Origin of the sequence: Campylobacter concisus (genome assembly GCF_003048985.1) — a bacterium.
GTDB classification, from domain to species: domain Bacteria; phylum Campylobacterota; class Campylobacteria; order Campylobacterales; family Campylobacteraceae; genus Campylobacter_A; species Campylobacter_A concisus_AY.
On the sequence record NZ_PIRS01000008.1, the window covers coordinates 17,227 to 36,484 of the forward strand.

Below are 19,258 nucleotides of genomic sequence, written 5' to 3' on the forward strand. Positions count from 1 at the left end.
ATGCTAAGCGACATCGAGATAACTCACCAAACGAAACTTGAACACATCAGTAAAGTTGCCGCAAAAGTAGGCTTAAACGAAGACGATCTTGAGCTTTACGGCAAATTTAAGGCTAAAATTTCCCCTAGGCTTGAGCCATCAAACTCAAAACTCATCTTAGTCACCGCGACTAATCCAACCCCATACGGCGAGGGCAAAACGACTATGTCAATAGGTCTTGCTGACGCACTAAATTTACTTAATAAAAAGGTCTGCCTAGCACTTCGCGAGCCATCTCTTGGGCCAGTTTTTGGCATAAAGGGTGGAGCAGCAGGTGGCGGCTACTCGCAGCTTGCGCCGATGGAGGATCTAAATTTACACTTTACTGGCGATTTTCACGCGATAACATCGGCAAATAACCTCATTTCTGCCATGATAGACAATAGCCTCTATCAAGAAAACCCACTAAAAATAGAGAAAATTTTATGGAAGCGCTGCATGGATATGAATGACCGCGCGTTAAGATTTGTCACCGTTGGGCAGGGCGGCAGAACGGACGGCGTGCCAAGAGAAGATGGCTTTAACATCACCGCTGCAAGCGAGATCATGGCTGTGCTTTGTCTAGCCACAAGCCTTTCTGATCTAAAAGAGCGCGTGGCAAACATCATGGTCGCCTATGATAGCGATAAAAAGCCTATCTACGTGCGTGATCTAGGCTGCGAGGACGCTGTTTGCATACTCTTAAAAGATGCGATCAAGCCAAATTTATTTCAAACACTTGAGCACACACCTACGCTCGTGCATGGTGGCCCATTTGCAAACATCGCACACGGTTGCAACTCGGTCATCGCAACAAAAACAGCTCTAAATTTAGCCGACTACGTCATCACTGAAGCTGGCTTTGGCTCGGAGCTTGGCGCGGAGAAATTTTTAGATATAAAGTGCAGGATCGCTGACATCAAACCAAGCGCTGTGGTGCTTGTAAGCACGATCAGATCGCTAAAATATAACGGCGAAGCAAACAAAGACGAGATCACAAAACCAGATATGAACGCCCTTAAAAAAGGTATCGAAAATCTTGGCGGACACATCGAAAATTTAAAAGTCAAATTTGGTCAAAACGTAGTTGTGGCGCTTAATAAATTTGGCTTTGACACTGATGAAGAGATAAATTTTGTAAAAGAGTACTGCCAAAAGCTTGGCGTAGAAGTGGCAGTTTGTGAGAATTTCTTAAAAGGCGGTAAAGGTGCGCTTGAGCTTGCCGAGCTAGTTTTAAAAGCGTGCGATAAGCCAAGCAAGATAAATTTCACCTACGAGATGAGCGATGATATAAAAACTAAAATCGAAAAGGTCGCTAAAGAAATTTATGGAGCTAGCGAGGTGGTCTTTGAAGAGGCTGCTCTTAAAAAGCTCGAGATGATAAAAGAGCTAAATTTAAGCCATTTGCCAGTTTGTATCGCAAAAACTCAGTATTCATTTAGCGACGATGCGAAGCTTTTGGGTAGAGCAAAGGGCTTTACTTTTAGTGTAAAAGACCTTGACATTAGAACGGGAGCTGGCTTTATCGTCGCGGTTTGCGGTAAGATCATGCTAATGCCAGGACTTCCAAAAGTGCCAGCTGCGGTCAATATGAGGATAGACGCAGAGGGCAAGATCGACGGCTTGTCGTAAATTTAGAAAATATGAAATTTGTAAAAATACTATTTTTAATAGTTTTAGGTGCTTTCTTTGTTGGATGCGCGGGAAGATATAAATATAATGTTGAGCCAACGCCGATACAAAAAGGCGTGGCTAAATACATTGTTAGTGATTTTAACCTGACATTGACAAATCAGCCAACTAGATACGAGTACAACCCTAACTATAAAAATGAAAGCGAACTTCGTGATGAATTTGTGGAATTTATAAACAAACATCTAAAAAAGCAGGGCATTTTAGGAGACGAAAATAGCTTTAAGATAAAAATACAAATGGATTATGAAAGATGGTTTAACTGGGGTGGCAAGGCGTTAAACAAGCCTCACTTTAGCTACAGCGTGAAAATTTATGATAACGCAGATAGGCTATTGGTCTCTTATGCTATACCAGTCTCTACGACAAAATATAGCTATTTCAAAGAGATGGCTGTTTTGGCGGAGATTGCTGCATTTAGGTGGGATGCACAGGATGAGCCGACCGATATCGACTTGATCTCAAAAACACTTGTTGATGAGATAAAAGATATAGGAAAATAAATATAGTCTGCTAAGATGAACGATGAATTTTACATGGGTCTTGCTTTAAGCGAGGCTTGGAAATTTCAGATCCTGACCTACCCAAATCCAGCCGTTGGATGCCTTGTCCTTGATGAAAATGGGCAAATTTTATCTTGTAAGGCTCATGAAAAAGCTGGATATTTACACGCTGAACCGACAGCGATACTCTTTGCACTTTGCAAAAAAAGTGAAAAATTTAAAGATGATTTTATAAAAGCGTATAACGCTAAATTTATCTCTAAGATAAAAGAGGGCGAATTTGGCCTTTTAGAGCCAAAATTCAGCTACGAATTTATACTAAATTACCACTCAAATTTATTAAAAAATGCAAAAGCCTATGTCACACTTGAGCCTTGCTCGCATCACGGCAAAACGCCACCTTGTGCAAATTTGCTAAAAGAGCTTGGTTTTAGCGAGGTCATAATTGGCAGCCACGATGAAAATAAAATAGCAAGTGGCGGTGGGAATTTACTTAAAAGCACTGGAGTGAAAGTTAAATTTGGCGTTTTAAAAGAGCGCTGCGATAAGCTTCTTGAGCCGTTTTTGGCATATCAAAATGGTGGATTTAGCTTTTTAAAAATCGCCATTAGTAAAAACGGCGTGGCAAGTGGCGGTATCATCACAAATGAGCTTAGCCGCGCCCATGTGCATAAACTAAGAAGCGTCATAGATACGTTGGTGATCGGTGGCAACACAGTGCGGACAGACCGACCAATGCTCGATACCAGACTTGTAAAAAATGGCAAAAACCCAGACGTCATAATCTACTCAAGAAGTGATAAATTTGATGAGACGATACCACTTTTTAGCGTGCCAGATAGAAAAGTAAGCATCCAAAAAGAGCTTGATCTAAAAGGACTTTGCATGTTTGAAGGAGCTGGCGAGTTTTTAAAGCTCGCAAAAGAGGGCAAGCTAGCAAATGTAAAATGGCTACTTATCTATCAAAGCTCAAATTTCAAAATTGGTGAAAATTTGAGTCTTGATCTAAATTTAAAACCACTTTTTAGTGGAAATTTTGGAGAGGATAACTACACTTGGTATGAAATTTTGGATTAAATATCTAGTCCAAAATAGTGTTTGACTAAAAAGCCGATGCCAAAAGATATGATCGCAACGCCAAAAGTTATCACACACATCTCAATCACTCTTGGCAAAAATTTAAGCTCCTTTGCCACGCTTATATAAAAGTTGTAAGTGATGATGGCAACTAGCGCAAAGAAAAACATCGACAAGACGGCGTAAAGACCGCTTGTAAAGATGAAAAATGGAAGTATCAAAAATGCCGTTGTTATGATATATGAGCCGCCTGTGTAGAGCGAGTAGGTAAGCGGTTTGATCTCGTCGCTTGGATTTTCTTTTGACTCGAGATACGCTGAGCCAGCCATAGAAAGTGCAGCTGCCACGCCCATGATAAGGCCTGTTGCGCCAACTGATTTTGTATTTGAAAATGCAAGCGCGATACCGCTAAGTGTGCCTGTTAGCTCAACTAACGCATCATTCATGCCAAGCACGATGCCACCAGCATTTACGAGCTTTGTGTCTTTTAGCATGGAGATTAGACTATTTTCGTGGTTCATCTCCTCTTCGTAAATATCACGAGCTTCAGGATATTCATCTACGATGTCAAGATAAAATTTCTCTGCATTTTCTTCGCGTGACTCCATAAATTTCAGAGTAAAAGAGGTACCAAAAATTTTAACAAGTATCGTATAAAAGATGACTTTGAATAAATTTGCGCTTCTGCTCTCGCCAGTTATCTTTTGACAAAAAGCATAGTGGCGCCTCTCTTCGGTGATTAATTTGCGAAGTATTTTTTTATTCTCATCGTCTTTTTCGCTAGCTTCAAGAAGTGAGTATATAGCGGCGTCGTCTGCTTCGTTTTGTAATTGTTTTAAAGCACGTTTTTTGTCTAACATAAAATTTTCCTTTTTTATAGCTTAGAAATTTAAGATTTTGATTTAGAAAGAGAGATAAGATGGTGCGATCAGCGAGACTCGAACTCGCACACCTAGCGGCACTACCCCCTCAAGATAGCGTGTCTACCAATTCCACCATGATCGCAAAAAAGAACAAAAGCCCCAAAAGAGGGGCTAAATTTAAGCTTTACGCTTAGCCAAGCATTGGGTTTGCGTAAAGAACGATAAGTGTAATAACAAGTGCGTAGATAACTTGTGCTTCGATCATCGCAAGAGCGATAAACATTGTAGTCATAAGTTTGCTACCAACACCTGGGTTTCTAGCTGTTCCGCTGATAGTTGCAGCAGCTGTGTTACCCATACCTATAGCACCGCCAAGAGCTGCAAGGCCAAGGCCGATACCGCCAGCGATAACTGAATATGATCTGATCATCTCGCCATCAGCGCCAAATGCGAATGCAGCAAGACCAAGAATTAAAAACACGATCTTTTTCATCGTTGCTCCTTTAAAATTTTAAAGCTCTTTCGGATCTGTCCCCTACTTGAACTTCATGAGCCGTAATATTACAAAAACAAAACTTTGTTTCAAATAAAAACACTAAAAATTTAAATTGCCTATAAAAAATTCTTGGCTTAGAAAAATGAAAGTTTTTTTATGCTATCTTTGAAAGAATTTAATTTATTCTTAATCTTAGGTTTTCAATGATAAACGAGAAATTTTCAAAGATAGGCTTTGTCCTTGCGATGGCTGGTTCTGCTGTGGGTCTTGGCAATGCTTGGAAATTTCCTACGATGGTGGGAAATAACGGCGGTTCAGCATTTATAATTTTATATTTGCTTCTTACATTTGCTATCGCATTTGTGGCATTTTTGGCCGAGCTTAGCATCGGCAAACTTGGCGAAAGCGACATCGTAAGCTCTCTTTACAAGCTTGCTCCAAAGCATAAAAAAGCTTGGTCACTCTCTGGCTTTTTCATGATCGGAGCGATACTTATAGCTTCATTTTATATGGTTGTTATTGGCTGGATTTTAAAGTATATCTATCTTAGTTTTTCGCCACTTTTATCTGATACAAAAGCTGCAGGCGAGCAGTTTAACACGCTTTTATCAAATGATCTAAGCAGTGCCGTGCTTTGTTTTAGCTTAGTCTTTTTGATGGTCTTTTTTGCCGTTTCAAAAGGCGTAAAAAGTGGCATCGAAAAGCTAAATATATGGATGATGCCAAGCCTTTTTGTCTTGCTAGTTTGTATGCTTTTTTACGCGCTTAGTATGGGTGATGGCTTTGTGAAGGCGGCTAAATTTTTATTTGTACCAAATTTTAGTGCGATCACACCAGATGTTGTCTTGCAGGCTCTAGGCCTTGCGTTTTTCTCGCTATCTATGGGCGTTGGCGTCATACCGACATACGCTGCAAATTTACCAGAGAAGACAAATTTAATAAAATCAACGCTCTCTATCATCTTTATAAACATCTTAATAGGCATTATGATGGGGTTTGTTGTTTTTACCTTTATATTTGCTTATGGGGCTGATAGCACGGCAAGTGGCCCAGGCCTTATCTTTATCTCGCTTGTCACACTTTTTGCAAAGCTTGGCGTCGTTGGCAATGTCATGGCGGTCGCATTTTTCGTATCGCTATTGTTTGCTGGCATTACGAGCGCAGTTTCGATGATCGAGCCTTTTGCCTATTATTTGGTTAGGAAATTTGAAATTTCAAGAAAGATGGCGCTTCTTTACATTGGTGCCTTTGTCTATATCCTAGGCATCTTTTGCATACTTTCATATTATTCAGACACATCAAGTGCTTTTAGCGTTTGTGGCAAGCCATTTTTTGACGCGCTTGACTTTCTCACATCAAATATTATGATGCCAATAGGCGCTATCGTATTTAGCTTTTTTGTTGGCTATAAACTTAAAAAAGAGAGTTTGTATCTGCTCTTTGGCGATTTTATGGGAAGAGCATTTTTTGAAATTTGGTACTTTTTCTTAAGATATGTTGTGCCAGTTGCCATTTGTGCGATAATGATCTACCAGATGGCAGGTAAATAATGGCAGAGAGATTTAGTAAAATTGGCTTTGTCTTATCGATAATTGGAGCGGCTATCGGCCTTGGTAATGCGTGGAAATTTCCATACATGGTCGGCAGCAACGGCGGTTCGGCATTTATCCTTATATATCTATTTTTTGCCTTTGCTGTTGGTCTTAGCATATTTTTTGCTGAGATGGCGATGGGTAAAATTTCACGTCTTGATACGGTTGGAGCGTTTAAAAGTCTAGCCACAAAAGGGGCAAGCTCTTGGAAATTTGCCGGTGTTATCATGGTGACTGGGCTATTTATCGCTTCGTTTTACACGCTCATCATTGGCTGGGTGCTAAAATACGTCATTTTAAGCTTTGGCGAGCTACCTAAAGATATGGCAAGCTCAGAGACGCTTTTTGTAAATTTCACTTCAAATGGCATAAATGAACAAATTTTATACTTTAGTATCGCATTTTTTGCCTACTTTTTCATCCTTACAAAAGGCGTAAAAAGCGGTATCGAGCGCATAAATGTCTATCTCATACCAGCTCTTTTTATTCTGCTTTTGCTTATGCTTGGCTACTCTTTTGGTATGGAGGGCTTTGATAAAGCGGCTAAATTTCTACTAGTGCCTGACTTTTCAAAGATAGATCAAGCAGCTGTTTTAAACGCTCTTGGACTTGCTTTTTTTACGATGTGTGTTGGCATTGGCTGCATACTTACTTACTCATCAAGTCTAAGCGATGATACAAATTTATTTACCTCATCGCTCTATGTCGTCTTTGCAAATATCATAATAAGCGTCATCATCGGCCTTATCGTCTTTACATTTACATTTGAGTTTGGCTCAGAGCCATCAAAAGGCGCAGGGCTTGCTTTCATATCGCTACCAACGCTATTTGCTAAGCTTGGCTTGCTTGGAAATTTCTTGGCATTTACATTTTTTATATCGTTATTTTTTGCTGGCATCACCTCGGTTATATCGATGGTTGAACCATTTATATTTTTCTTAAGCAAAAGCCTAAAATTTAGTAGAAACAAATCGATCCTAATCGTCGCTTGCGTGGTTTATATTTTAGGAATTTTATGCGCATTAAGTGGCACAAACGAATTTAAAGATGCACTTACATTTTTTGGTAAGAGCTTTTTTGACCTGCTTGATTATCTCAGCTCAAACATCATGCTCCCGCTTGGTGGCATCTTGTTTGCTATCTTTGTTGGCTACTTTATGAAATTTGAGCTTTTAAAAGAGCTATTTGTGCCTTATATGGGCAAGGTTATATTTAAAATTTGGTATTTTTTAATAAGGTTTGTAGCACCTATTTTAGTCTTAGTGGTGTTAATAAGGGAGATCTCATAATGGCAAAAGAACAATTTTCTAAAATAGGCTATGTCCTAGCAGTCGCTGGATCGGCTGTCGGACTTGGCAATGCATGGAAATTTCCATACATGGTTGGTGAAAACGGCGGTTCGGCGTTTATTATCCTATATCTTTTGATAACTTTTCTAGTCGGCGTGCCTATCTTTATGGCAGAGCTTAGTATCGGCAAGCTTAGCGAGAGCGACAGCGTCAATGCTTTTAGAAAGCTAGCAGCTAAAAATAAAAATTTATGGCAACTGGTTGGAATTTTAGCCATGGTCACAGCAGCTATCATCTCATCATATTACATCGTGATAATCGGCTGGGTCTTTAAGTATTTTGTCCTATCTTTTTCTGGCTTGCCAAGTGATATAGATAGCTCAAAAGTGATATTTAACGATCTTTTGACGCATGGTCTTGGCGAGCAGACGCTATATTTTGTTATAGCATTTGCAGCTTGCTTTTACATCCTTTCAAAAGGCGTAAAAAGCGGCATAGAAAAGCTAAATGTTTGGATGATGCCAAGCCTATTTATCATGGTTTTGATCATGCTTATATTTTCTATGACGATGGATGGCTTTTCTAAATCAGCCGAGTTTTTGCTCATCCCTGACTTTAGTAAAATTTCATTTAACTCGCTCTTGCTAGCTCTTGGACTTGCATTTTGGACGCTATCTCTTGGCATGGCAGCGATCATTACCTATTCAGCTAGCCTAAGCGATGATACAAATTTAGCCACTTCAACGCTAAGTATCGTCTTTATAAACATCGCGCTTGCTATTATGATAGGTCTTGTTATCTTTACCTTTATATTTGAATTTGGCGCTACTCCATCTCAAGGACCAGGTCTTGTCTTTATCTCGCTACCAACGCTCTTTGCTAAGCTTGGTGTGATAGGTCAAATTTTAGCGGTGGCATTTTTTGCTGCGCTTATCTTTGCTGGTATCACTTCAGCGATCTCTATCGTTGAGCCATTTGTATTTTTCTTGATCAGAGAGTATGGCATGAGCAGAAAAAAAGCGCTTTGCATAGTTGGAGCTGGGATTTTCATGGTGGGATTTTTATGTCTTTTATCAAATATAGAAAATGTTGGCGATAAATTTATGATATTTGGTAAAAATTTCTTTGACTTCCTTGACTTTACTGCTTCAAATATCTTGCTACCAATTAGCGGTATCGGTGGAGCGATATTTGTTGGATATTTTATGAAAAGAGATGCGCTTTATGTGCTATTTAGCCCATATATGAGTGATTTTGTATTTAATACATGGTATTTTTTACTAAGATATGTAGCACCAGTTTGTGTGCTCATTATCATGATAAATGAACTATTAAAGGTTTTTAATGGATAAGATTGAGAGATTTTTTGACAAAGCTGGTGATATAGTCGGCTATATTTGTATGTTTATTATGGCTTTGATGATAATAGACGTATTTTTTAACGTTGTGGCAAGATACTTTTTCTCTTACGGCAACGTTGCTTTTCAGGAGCTTGAGTGGCACTTTTTTGCTGTGATATTTCTACTTGGCATGAGCTATGCTCTAAAAGAGGACGCACATGTTAGAGTTGATATCTTTTATGCTAAATTTTCAGAAAGAAATAAAGCCCTTGTAAATATGCTTGGCACTGTATTTTTTATCATACCATTTGCGCTTTTGGTTTCAAATTTATCATTTGGATTTGTAGGAGATGCTTACAGCTCGGCAGAGGCCAGCGCAGATCCAGGCGGTCTTACCCATAGATGGATCATAAAAGCAATGATCCCTTTTTCATTTTATGTGCTTGTATTTTTTGCGATCGGCTTTTTTATAAAAAATTTAAATCGCTATAAGAAAGCTAGTAAGGAGAAAATATGGCGGGATTAATAATGTTTATAGCCGCGCTATTGATGCTTGGCATTGGCTTTCCAGTGGCATTTACCTTTGGCGCGGTTGCGATGATATTTGGCATGGTTGGCAGCGTCGTAGAGAGCCTTAGCGATGGCGATGGACTACTTGGCAGTATAGAAGTATTTAAAGATATGTTTAACTTCATGCCTTATAGGATTTTCTCTATCATGGAGAGTAGAATTTTCATAGCAGTTCCACTCTTTGTTTTTATGGGTGTCGTGCTTCAAAAGTCAAAGCTAGCTGAGAGATTACTTGAGAGTATGGGTATGCTCTTTGGAGAAATCAGAGGCGGTATCGCGATAAGCACTATCTTAGTTGGAGCGCTTCTTGCAGCATCTACTGGCGTCGTAGGAGCTAGCGTCGTTGCTATGGGCGTTATAAGCTTGCCTGTAATGCTAAAGTATAAATACGACCAATCCCTAGGATGTGGTACGATATGCGCTGCTGGTACGCTTGGTCAGATCATCCCACCTTCTATCGTGCTTATCATCTTGGGCGACATCTTCTCAGTGCCAGTTGGCGAGCTTTTTCACCAAGCCATTGTGCCAGGATTCACGCTAGTTGGGGTTTATATAGTTTATATTTTGATAGCTGCTTATCTTAAGCCAGAGGTCGCTCCTATCGTAAAAGATGAAAGCGGCGTTAGTAAATTTAAGCAGATCGTTAGAGCGTTAATTGCGATCTTTCCGCCACTTTTGCTAGTTATTTGTGTGCTAGGATCTATTTTTGCAGGTATCGCTACACCAACTGAAAGTTCAGCATTTGGCTGCGTTGGCGCTATCATCTTGGCAATATTTTATAGGACATTTTCATTTTCTATGATGAAAGAGGCTTTGGCTGAGAGCGTAAAAACTACAGCTCTAGTCTTTGCTATACTTGTTGGTGCGACTGCCTTTTCTATGGTTTTTAGCTACACTGGAGGCGATGAGATAGTTGAAAATTTCATGACAAATTTACCAGGCGAGAAGTGGGGCTTTGTCATCTTTAGTATGGCTGTTATTTTTGTGCTTGGCTTTTTTATAGATTTTGTTGAAATTTCATATATCGTGCTTCCTATCTTGGTGCCAATCGCCGCAAAACTAGGCATAAACCCAGTCTATCTAGCGATCTTAGTTGCTATGAATTTACAAACTTCATTCTTGACGCCGCCATTTGGTTTTAGTCTATTTTTCTTAAGATCAGTCGCACCTGCTGAGATAAAAACAGCTGCTATTTATAAAGGTGTAGTGCCTTATATCATCATTCAAATGGCAGTTTTAATCTTTTTCTGCGTATTTTTAATGGAGATAAAGCCGATGCTAGATGCGAGCCACGGCGGATTATTTAACTTCTTACTCTCGCTTTTTAAATGATATAAAAGTTTTTGGTTGTAAAATACCAAAAACAAGCAAAATGGCTAATTTGAGTTTCTGCCCAACTTAGCCATTTTTTATGACCGCTTTTTAGTAAATTTATAAATTTAATGAGGTGAAATATGGCAAAGAAATTTATCGATGTTATGGATACGACCTTTAGAGATGGCTTTCAGTCAGTTTATGGCGCTAGAGTGCTTATGAACGACTTTTTGCCCGCGCTTGAAGCAGCCAAAGAGGCTGGCATGGAGCATTTTGAATTTGGCGGAGGAGCGAGATTTCAAAGCCTTTATTTTTACCTAAATGAAGACGCTTTTGCGATGATGGATAAATTTAGAAGCATCGTAGGACCAAAAGCAAACCTTCAAACCCTAAGCAGGGGCGTAAATACCGTCACACTTGACACCGGTAGCCGCGAGCTGATCGACCTTCACGCAAAACTTTTCAAAAAACACGGAACTACTACTATTAGAAATTTTGACGCACTAAATGATGTTGAAAATTTAAAATATTCAGGCGAGAGGATCGCTCATCACGGGCTAAAACACGAAGTTGTCGTTACTATGATGGACTTACCTAGTGGCTGTGTGGGAGCTCATGACGTTAAATTTTATGAGAAAATTTTAAGAGAAATTTTAGATGCAAATATCCCTTATCACAGCGTTTGCTTTAAAGACGCAAGTGGCACAAGTAGCCCACAAAAGGTCTATGAAACTATAAAAATGGCTAGAAAACTCTTGCCAGAAAAAACTCACATCAGACTTCACACGCATGAAACTGCAGGCGTAAGTGTCGCTTGCTATCTTGCAGCGCTTGAAGCTGGTGTCGATGGTATAGACCTAGCCGCAAGCCCAGTAAGTGGTGGTACAAGTCAGCCAGATATCCTAACCATGCTTCACGCAGTAAAAGGCAAAAACTACGATCTTGGCGGCCTTGATGTGGAGAAAATTTTAAAATACGAAAGCGTTTTGAATGATTGTTTAAAAGAGTATTTCTTGCCGCCTGAAGCTGTGCAAGTAAGCCCGCTCATACCATTTTCACCGATGCCTGGTGGCGCGCTCACTGCAAATACCCAGATGATGAGAGATAACAACATCTTAGATAAATTCCCAGAGGTCATCCTTGCTATGCGCGAGGTGGTGCAAAAGGGCGGATACGGCACTTCAGTGACCCCTGTTAGCCAGTTTTACTTCCAACAAGCATTTAACAACGTGATGTTTGGCAAGTGGAAAAAGATCGCTGAGGGGTACGGCAAAATGGTGCTTGGCTACTTTGGCAAGACCCCAGTTACGCCTGATAAAGAGATCATTAAGCTTGCTAGCGAGCAACTAGGGCTAAAACCAACCACAAAACACGCAGTTGATATAGCTGATAAAGATGAGAGCAAGTCACTTGCGCACGTAAAAGAAATTTTAAAACAAAATAAGATCAAGGTTACCGAAGAAAACGTCTTTATAGCAGCAGCTTGTAAAGAAAAAGGCATCGCATTCTTAAAAGGCGAAGCTAAAGTAAATGTAAGAAAAGTAGATCCAAATGCCAAAGCAAATGAGGGCAGACAAACTCAAAGTGGCAGATATAGCGTCGTCGTAAATGGTAGCCGCTACAATGTCGAAGTAAGCGAAGGCTTTAACGATAGCATCCAAGTAAAATCAATCACCGAAGTTGAAGGCAAGAGCGTAAAAAATGCCAAAAGTGCAGTAGCAGACGCAACAGAAAATGACATCGTCGCAAGCTTGCCAGGCGCTGTGCATAAAATTTTAGTAAGCGTAGGAGATCATGTCAAAAAAGGTCAGGCCATAGTCGTGCTTGAAGCGATGAAGATGGAGATAGAGGTCAAAGCCCCAAAAGACGGCATCATAGGCTCTATCGAGGTTAGCAAAGGTCAAAGTGTCGCGAACAATCAAGTGGTGGCTAGATTTAAATAAATTTGCCACTTTTAAAAAGATAGTGTTAAGCGAAATTTGATTAACATTTTGATGACTTTTAGGTCAGAATTTATAAAGAAACGAAAATTTAAAAGGAAACAACATGATAAATAAACTAGACGAGCTAGGTCTAAAAGAGATCAAAAAGATAAATCATAATCTAAGCTACGACGAGCTTTTTGAGCTTGAAAAGGCAAACAACGAGGGCAGAGTCTCAAGTAACGGCACATTTATGGTTGATACCGGCATTTTTACAGGTAGAAGCCCAAAAGATAAGTACTTTGTCAAGCAAGATCCAAGCCAAAAATACATCGCTTGGGGCAAGATAAATCAGCCTATCACAAAAGAGCTATTTGACAAGCTTCTTAAAAAAGCAAAAGATCAGCTAAGTGGTAAAGAAATTTTTATCCAAGATGCATTTTGTGGAGCTAGCAAAAAGAGCCAAAAATCAGTCCGCTTCGTCACTGAAGTGGCGTGGCAAGCGCACTTTGTAAAAAATATGTTCATCCGCCCAAGTGAAGCAGAGCTGGCTAAATTTGAGCCTGACTTTGTAGTATATAACGCTTGCAAAACAAAAAATGAGGACTACAAGGCTGATGGGCTACATTCAGAGGTTTTTGTCATATTTAACGTTGAGGAAAATGTCGCGGTGATCGGTGGCACGTGGTATGGTGGCGAGATGAAAAAGGGCATTTTTTCTATGATGAACTACTGGTTGCCACTTGAGGGCAAACTAAGCATGCACTGCTCTGCAAACGTAGGCGAAAAGGGCGATACGGCGCTATTTTTCGGCCTATCTGGCACTGGTAAAACGACACTTTCAACCGATCCAAAACGCAAACTAATTGGCGATGACGAGCACGGCTGGGATGATGATGGTGTGTTTAACTTCGAAGGTGGCTGCTACGCAAAATGTATCAACCTTGATCCAAGCAGCGAGCCAGAAATTTACGCAGCGATCAGGCGTGATGCGCTACTTGAAAACGTAGTGGCTGACGAAAACGGCGTGGTTGATTATAAGGATGGCTCAAAGACTGAAAACACACGCGTGAGCTATCCGATCTATCACATCGACAACTACGAGCCAAGCTCAAGCGCTGGCCATCCAAAAAACATTATCTTTTTAAGTGCTGACGCTTTTGGCGTGCTTCCTCCAGTTGCGAAGCTCACAAAAGAGCAGGCGATGTATTATTTCTTAAGTGGCTACACAGCAAAAGTTGCTGGCACGGAGCGCGGTATAACTGAGCCTATCGCTACTTTTAGCGCTTGCTTTGGCGAGCCATTTATGCCACTTCACCCAACTGTCTATGCAAAACTGCTTGGCGAGAAGATCGATAAGCACGGTGTTAATGTCTATCTTGTAAATACAGGCTGGAGCGGTGGTGCTTACGGCGTTGGCAAGCGTATGAGCATAAAAGCAACACGCGCTTGCATAAATGCGATCCTTGATGGTAGCATCACAAAGTGCGAGTTTGAAAATTTTGATAAATTTAACTTCGCCATTCCAAAAGAGCTTGATGGTGTAGAGACAAAACTGCTAAATCCAATAAATACATGGACACACCCAGCTGAGTACAATATTTCACGCGACAAGCTTGCAAAGATGTTTGTTGAAAATTTCAAACGCTACGAAGATGTAAAAGAGGGTGTTGAGTACGCCAAAGCTGGCCCAACAGCTTAATTTATAGCCTTGCGGGAACTTGCCTGCAAGGCTTTTTAAATTTAAACTATCAAATAGTAAAAATTTTAGAACTATAAAATATAGCTCTTTTTTAAATTTCTAATATAAAATTTAAAACATTTTGCGAAATAGCTCGGCCAAATTTAAATAGACTTTCTAAAATTTCTAACCAAAAGCCACTCTTTATAAGCCTGAAAAATTTAATCGCCTGACATCAGAAATTTTAATACAAACGATCTTTGTAGCTAGAGCTAAAATTTAGCCAGAACACTCCAGCTAAATTTAAATCAAAATACTAAATTTCACTAGACTTTCTAAAGCTTCTCGCTATAAAACCACACTTATTAAGCTCTAAAAATCACCCATCAGATATCAAAAAAATTTAATACAAACGATCTTTGCAGTTAGAACTAAAATTTGGCCATAACACTCCAGCTAAATTTGATCTCAAATTTCTACTATAAAAAGTCGCTGTTGTATTTAGTGTAAGTTGCAGTTAAAACGAAAATTTAGCCAGGTATCTGGCTAAATTTAATCAAAACACTCTCTTTTCTAGTCCAAATTCTACGCCAGCTTTTGCCAGCTCAAATGTCGCATCTATAAATTTATACTCGCTGCTGATAAATGGTAAAAACATCGGTATCTCGGTGCAGCCTGCGATATAAACGTCAGCTTCAATGTTTGAAAGCACTTCATAAAACACTGGCACATACTCTTCTAGTTTGCCAGCTTTGACACCTTTGTAGATGCACTCCATGATGACATCTTGCGTCTCTTTGCTAAAATCCACGCTTTTTAGCCCGCGCTCTTTTAAAATTTGATCATAAACGCCAGCCTTTTTTGTGCCACTTGTTGCGATGACAGCGATATTTTTAGCGTGCGGATATTTTTTTTGCAAGGCATCTACTGTAACTTTTGCAATGTGCAAAATTTTCACTCCAGCCTCTTTTTCAATGCTTGGGGCAAAGTAGTGAGCCGTGTTGCAAGCCATTAGCATAGCTTCGCATCCTGCATTTTTTAAAAGTTTAGCACTTTGAATTAGCTTTGGAAGCGGACTTTCTCCCTCGCCCATGATAAATTTTGTCCTATCTTCTATCTGAGCGTATGAGTCGATAACAATGTGTAGGTGCTCTTGATCGCAAGTTGCTGGGGTTATATCGATGATCTTCTTGTATAAATCAGCCGTGGCAAGTGGTCCCATGCCGCCTATGATGCCTAATGTCTTCATAACTCCTCCAAATTAAAATTTTCAATAATTATAATATTAGTTTCTATATTTAAAAATAAAATTTCTAAATTTTCATTGGGTATTGTAAAAATAGGGGATAAGCACTTTAAGTTTTGAAGTAAATTTTAAGATAAAAAGGGGCGATTTGCCCCTTAAAAATTCTATTATGAGTGGAAGTGAAATTCGTCTGGATGGTCTAGCGCGTATCTAAATTTCTCCATATCGACCTTTTTATCCCAGATAGATACGATCATGCAGCCAACGGCATTACCGCAAAGGTTACCAACAGCACGCATCTCTGACATAAATTTATCAACGCCAAGTAGCACAGCCACGGTTACGACTGGTATGCCAGTGCTTGGAAGTGCGCTTAGTGTGCCAGCAAGGACGACAAAGCCTGATCCTGTAACGCCAACAGCGCCTTTGCTTGTGATCATTAGCACGATTAAAATGCTTATTAGGTGCTCAAAACTTAGTGGGATATTAAAGGCTTGCGCTAAGAAGATAACGCTTAAGCTTAGATAGATGTTGGTGCAGTCAAGGTTAAATGAGTAGCCAGTTGGTATGATAAGGCCAACTGCGCCTCTATTTATACCAGCTGCTTCTAGCTTTTGCATAAGTGGTGCAAGAGCTGTTTCGCTCGAGCTTGTCGCAAAAACGACCAAGACCTCTTTTGAGATAAAGCGCATAAATTTAAAGACATTGACTTTGGCAAAGTAGCAAATGACGCCAAGCACGACAAAGATGAAAAAGCAGCTCGCAAGTGCCATAACAACAAGAAGCTCCATCATACCAAGAAGTGTTCCGATGCCAAATTTACCTATCAAATAAGCCATCGCCGAAAAGGCAGCCACTGGGCTAAATAGCATAAGCCAAGTAAGTAGCTTTAAGACGTAGTGCTGGATAAATTCAAGCGGTTTTAGACAAGCTTGCTTTTTATCATGCGCTAGCAACGAAAGCACGATGGCAACGACTATAGCCATGAAAAGCACTTGAAGTGTGTTTGACTTTATAAATGGATCAAGTATGTGCACGTAAGGGAAGATGTCATCTACTGGCACAGCGCCTCTTAAAAGATGAAGCGTGTGTGCTAAAAAGCCACTATTTGCGTCCATATTTCCAGCTTGAGATGTAAATTTAGCCACACTTGAGGCATCAAGCTGGGTGTAGTCAAGGTTCATGCCATGTCCTGGACGAAGCGTCTCGCCAAAGATGATACCAACAGCAAGAGCAAGCGTGCTAACTATCTCAAAGTAGATAAATGCCTTAAGCCCGATGGTGCCAAGATCTTTTAGGCTCTCAAGTCCGACGATGCCTGAAACGATCGTTAAAAAGATGATAGGGCCGATTAAAATTTTAAGGGCTTTTATAAAATAATCAATGCCTGGCTTGCTCGCTATGCCAAGCTCAGGTGCCACCATACCGACGATAACACCGCCAACTATACCTATCACAACCCAAATGGCGAGATTGGTAAATAGCCTCACAAAGAGACTTTTTTGCGTTTTTGCACTCTCCATAAATTCCCCTTTTATAGGCTCTCTTTGATCTCTGCTGAGAGGATCTTGTCGCCTTGTCTGATAGCATCAAGCACCTTTAAGCTCTCGTCATCAGCGCACTTTCCAAAGACTGTATGCACGCCGTCAAGATGAGGTTGCTTGCTGTGGCAGATGAAAAACTGCGATCCGCCAGTGTCACGGCCCGCATGAGCCATGCTAAGGCTACCACGCTCGTGCTTTACCTTTTGGTTGTCGCATTCGCATTTTATCCTCCAGCCAGGACCACCTGTGCCTGTGCCATTTGGGCAGCCGCCTTGGATGACGAAATTTGGTATAACTCTGTGAAAATTTAGGCCATTATAAAAGCCTGACTTTATCAAATGGACAAAATTTGCAACAGCTTGCGGTGCATCCTCCGCAAAAAGCTCAAGTTTGATATCGCCTTTTTCTGTCTTTAAAACCGCAAATTTATCTTTTTTTAGCTCGTCTAAATTTATATCATAAACTTTTAACTCATCAAAACGCATGTTGCTCCTTTTTACTCGATATTTGTATAAACTGCTTGGACATCATCGTCGTCTTCTAGCTTGTCAAGAAGCCTCTCAACCTCAAGCATTTGCTCTTCATTTAGGCTTACGGTTTGATTTGGTAAGTACTGAAGTGAAGCTTTTTTAACTACTAAATTTAGCTTCTCTATGCCTTCATGAAGTGTGCCAAAATTTGCGTAATCGCCATAAACAAATAGTGCGTTTTCATCTTCTTCAATGTCGCTTAGTCCATAATCAATGAGCTCAAGCTCGATCTCTTCGATATCTGCACTTGGTTTTTCAAGCTCAAAAACGCTCTTTCTTGTAAACATAAAGCTAAGGCTGCCACTTGGTAAAATTTCTCCGCCATTTTTGCTAAATATCGCTTTTACATTTGCAACTGTTCTTGTTGGGTTGTCAGTAGCGCACTCAACGATGATTTGCACGCCGTGAGCTGCTTTGCCGTCATAAAAGATAGTCTTAATATCAGCGCTATCTTTGCCATTTGCTCTTTTTATAGCCGCATCGATGTTATCTTTTGGCATATTTTCAGCTTTTGCTGCTGCGATGGCTGCACGAAGTTTTGGGTTCATATCCGGATCACATCCGCCATCTTTTGCCGCTACTGTTATAGCCTTTGCAAGTTTTGGAAATACCTTGCTCATCTTATCCCATCTAGCTTCTTTTGCTGCTCTTCGGTACTCAAATGCTCGTCCCATAAATATCCTTAAATAAATTTTTTACGGATTATAACTAAAAAAATTTTATACTTTTTTAAAACATTTTTAGTTTGCCTGCTAAAGCGCCTGATTTGCAAATTTGAAAATAATATTTGGTAAAAATTTAAGCTAAAGGCATATAATCATACTCATGATAAAAAATGCTCAAAAACAAGATGCAAAAATCTGCATAAAACTACTAAATTTAGCGATGGAGGATATCGCCTACAAGCTAAGTGGCTACGACGATCCTGCAAAAAGCGATGAAATTTTAGAGAAATTTTTTCAAAGCGAGACAAACAGACTTAGCTATAAAAATGTTTATGTCTATAGGCGTGACGACGTGATCATCGCTGCGATGTGTGCTTATTTTGGTGGCGACGCGTGGCTGCTTGATAGAGAAATTTCTCAGCATCTAAAGGCGCTTGGCAAAGACGCCAAAGTAGAAAAAGAGTGCTTTGACGATGAGTTTTATATAGATAGCATCGCTGTGGATGAGAAATTTAGAGGCCAAGGTCTTGCAAAAGAGCTTATCTTGCACTCATTTGCCAAAGCAAAAGAGCTAGGACATAAAAAGGTCTCGCTTATAGTTGATATAAAAAAGCCAAAAGTTCGTAAATTTTACGAGAGCCTTGGCTTTAAATTTAACACCAAAAAGATCATAAATTTACACGAATACGACCACATGATAAAGGAGATAATATGAAAACATTTGAGGTAAATAACGTGCATTGCCAAAACTGCGCAAATACTATAAAAAACGCACTTGAGGATGACTTTGGCGAGATAAAAGTCGATCTTAGCAAAGAGCCAAGACAAGTAAGCCTTGATATAAAAGATGGCGATGTAGAGAAATTTAAATCAGAAATGGCTGATCTGGGATTTGACGTTATAAAGGAGCTTTGAT

The 19,258-nt window shown here is 39.9% G+C and carries 18 protein-coding genes and 1 tRNA gene; 12 read left to right on the forward strand and 7 right to left on the reverse strand.

What is annotated here, in order from left to right; all coding sequences use genetic code 11:
* Genes CVS91_RS06395 through ribD form a run of 3 tightly spaced genes read left to right on the forward strand, consistent with a single transcriptional unit; the run spans window position 1 to window position 3,290 of the window.
* Window positions 1-1,650 (forward strand): formate--tetrahydrofolate ligase, encoded by a 1,650-nt coding sequence (locus CVS91_RS06395; protein ID WP_107831091.1) that lies wholly within the window; start codon window positions 1-3, stop codon window positions 1,648-1,650.
* An 11-nt stretch (window positions 1,651-1,661) separates the two neighbouring features.
* Entirely contained in the window at window positions 1,662-2,213 is a 552-nt protein-coding gene (locus CVS91_RS06400) for a hypothetical protein (protein ID WP_087581118.1), read from the forward strand.
* 15 nt (window positions 2,214-2,228) lie between these two features.
* Complete coding sequence (gene ribD, locus CVS91_RS06405) at window positions 2,229-3,290, forward strand: bifunctional diaminohydroxyphosphoribosylaminopyrimidine deaminase/5-amino-6-(5-phosphoribosylamino)uracil reductase RibD (RefSeq protein ID WP_107831093.1); 1,062 nt, start codon at window positions 2,229-2,231, stop codon at window positions 3,288-3,290.
* Here the strand turns inward: ribD and CVS91_RS06410 are convergent.
* The 3 genes from CVS91_RS06410 to CVS91_RS06420 form a co-directional block, all read right to left on the reverse strand.
* On the reverse strand, window positions 3,287-4,150 hold the full coding sequence (locus tag CVS91_RS06410; RefSeq protein WP_103576132.1) for a VIT1/CCC1 transporter family protein: 864 nt from the start codon (window positions 4,148-4,150) through the stop codon (window positions 3,287-3,289). The two genes, ribD and CVS91_RS06410, sit on opposite strands and share 4 nt — an antisense overlap.
* 60 nt (window positions 4,151-4,210) lie before the next feature.
* Window positions 4,211-4,295, reverse strand: a tRNA-Leu gene (locus CVS91_RS06415).
* 48 nt (window positions 4,296-4,343) lie between these two features.
* Window positions 4,344-4,646 carry a F0F1 ATP synthase subunit C gene (locus CVS91_RS06420; RefSeq protein ID WP_004317263.1) on the reverse strand — a complete coding sequence of 101 codons (303 nt, stop codon included), beginning with the start codon at window positions 4,644-4,646 and terminating at the stop codon, window positions 4,344-4,346.
* Between the two features lie 206 nt (window positions 4,647-4,852).
* Between CVS91_RS06420 and CVS91_RS06425 the strand changes: the two genes are divergently transcribed.
* From CVS91_RS06425 to pckA, 7 genes are all read left to right on the forward strand, one after another.
* Window positions 4,853-6,199 (forward strand): sodium-dependent transporter, encoded by a 1,347-nt coding sequence (locus CVS91_RS06425; RefSeq protein WP_107831095.1) that lies wholly within the window; start codon window positions 4,853-4,855, stop codon window positions 6,197-6,199.
* Window positions 6,199-7,530: a sodium-dependent transporter gene (locus CVS91_RS06430; protein WP_107831097.1), complete on the forward strand. Its 1,332-nt coding sequence runs from the start codon at window positions 6,199-6,201 to the stop codon at window positions 7,528-7,530. The genes CVS91_RS06425 and CVS91_RS06430 overlap by 1 nt, the downstream gene beginning before the upstream one ends.
* Window positions 7,530-8,882, forward strand: coding sequence for a sodium-dependent transporter (locus CVS91_RS06435; RefSeq protein ID WP_107831099.1), 1,353 nt, complete (start codon window positions 7,530-7,532; stop codon window positions 8,880-8,882). The genes CVS91_RS06430 and CVS91_RS06435 overlap by 1 nt, the downstream gene beginning before the upstream one ends.
* Window positions 8,875-9,396 carry a TRAP transporter small permease subunit gene (locus CVS91_RS06440; protein ID WP_021085810.1) on the forward strand — a complete coding sequence of 174 codons (522 nt, stop codon included), beginning with the start codon at window positions 8,875-8,877 and terminating at the stop codon, window positions 9,394-9,396. Before CVS91_RS06435 ends, CVS91_RS06440 begins: the two co-directional genes overlap by 8 nt.
* Window positions 9,384-10,772 carry a TRAP transporter large permease gene (locus CVS91_RS06445; RefSeq protein WP_107831101.1) on the forward strand — a complete coding sequence of 463 codons (1,389 nt, stop codon included), beginning with the start codon at window positions 9,384-9,386 and terminating at the stop codon, window positions 10,770-10,772. Before CVS91_RS06440 ends, CVS91_RS06445 begins: the two co-directional genes overlap by 13 nt.
* Window positions 10,773-10,894: 122 nt before the next feature.
* The gene (locus CVS91_RS06450) at window positions 10,895-12,697 is read left to right on the forward strand and encodes a biotin/lipoyl-containing protein (RefSeq protein WP_107831103.1); all 1,803 of its coding nucleotides are present in this window, start codon (window positions 10,895-10,897) and stop codon (window positions 12,695-12,697) included.
* 106 nt (window positions 12,698-12,803) lie between these two features.
* Window positions 12,804-14,378, forward strand: coding sequence for a phosphoenolpyruvate carboxykinase (ATP) (pckA, locus tag CVS91_RS06455; protein ID WP_199906245.1), 1,575 nt, complete (start codon window positions 12,804-12,806; stop codon window positions 14,376-14,378).
* 535 nt (window positions 14,379-14,913) lie between these two features.
* Here pckA and CVS91_RS06460 read toward each other — a convergent pair.
* The 4 genes from CVS91_RS06460 to CVS91_RS06475 form a co-directional block, all read right to left on the reverse strand.
* The gene (locus tag CVS91_RS06460) at window positions 14,914-15,606 is read right to left on the reverse strand and encodes an aspartate/glutamate racemase family protein (protein WP_009294309.1); all 693 of its coding nucleotides are present in this window, start codon (window positions 15,604-15,606) and stop codon (window positions 14,914-14,916) included.
* Between the two features lie 164 nt (window positions 15,607-15,770).
* The gene (locus CVS91_RS06465) at window positions 15,771-17,126 is read right to left on the reverse strand and encodes a cation:dicarboxylate symporter family transporter (RefSeq protein ID WP_021084182.1); all 1,356 of its coding nucleotides are present in this window, start codon (window positions 17,124-17,126) and stop codon (window positions 15,771-15,773) included.
* An 11-nt stretch (window positions 17,127-17,137) separates the two neighbouring features.
* The gene (locus tag CVS91_RS06470; RefSeq protein ID WP_107831107.1) at window positions 17,138-17,632 is read right to left on the reverse strand and encodes a peptidylprolyl isomerase; all 495 of its coding nucleotides are present in this window, start codon (window positions 17,630-17,632) and stop codon (window positions 17,138-17,140) included.
* An 11-nt stretch (window positions 17,633-17,643) separates the two neighbouring features.
* Window positions 17,644-18,351, reverse strand: a complete 708-nt coding sequence (locus CVS91_RS06475) for a YebC/PmpR family DNA-binding transcriptional regulator (RefSeq protein WP_009294306.1) — start codon at window positions 18,349-18,351, stop codon at window positions 17,644-17,646.
* A gap of 151 nt (window positions 18,352-18,502) precedes the next feature.
* On the opposite strand from CVS91_RS06475, the gene CVS91_RS06480 reads away from it, so the two are divergent.
* Window positions 18,503-19,057 carry a GNAT family N-acetyltransferase gene (locus CVS91_RS06480; protein WP_107831109.1) on the forward strand — a complete coding sequence of 185 codons (555 nt, stop codon included), beginning with the start codon at window positions 18,503-18,505 and terminating at the stop codon, window positions 19,055-19,057.
* Window positions 19,054-19,257, forward strand: a complete 204-nt coding sequence (locus CVS91_RS06485) for a heavy-metal-associated domain-containing protein (protein WP_004317198.1) — start codon at window positions 19,054-19,056, stop codon at window positions 19,255-19,257. Before CVS91_RS06480 ends, CVS91_RS06485 begins: the two co-directional genes overlap by 4 nt.
* Window position 19,258 lies beyond the last annotated feature (1 nt).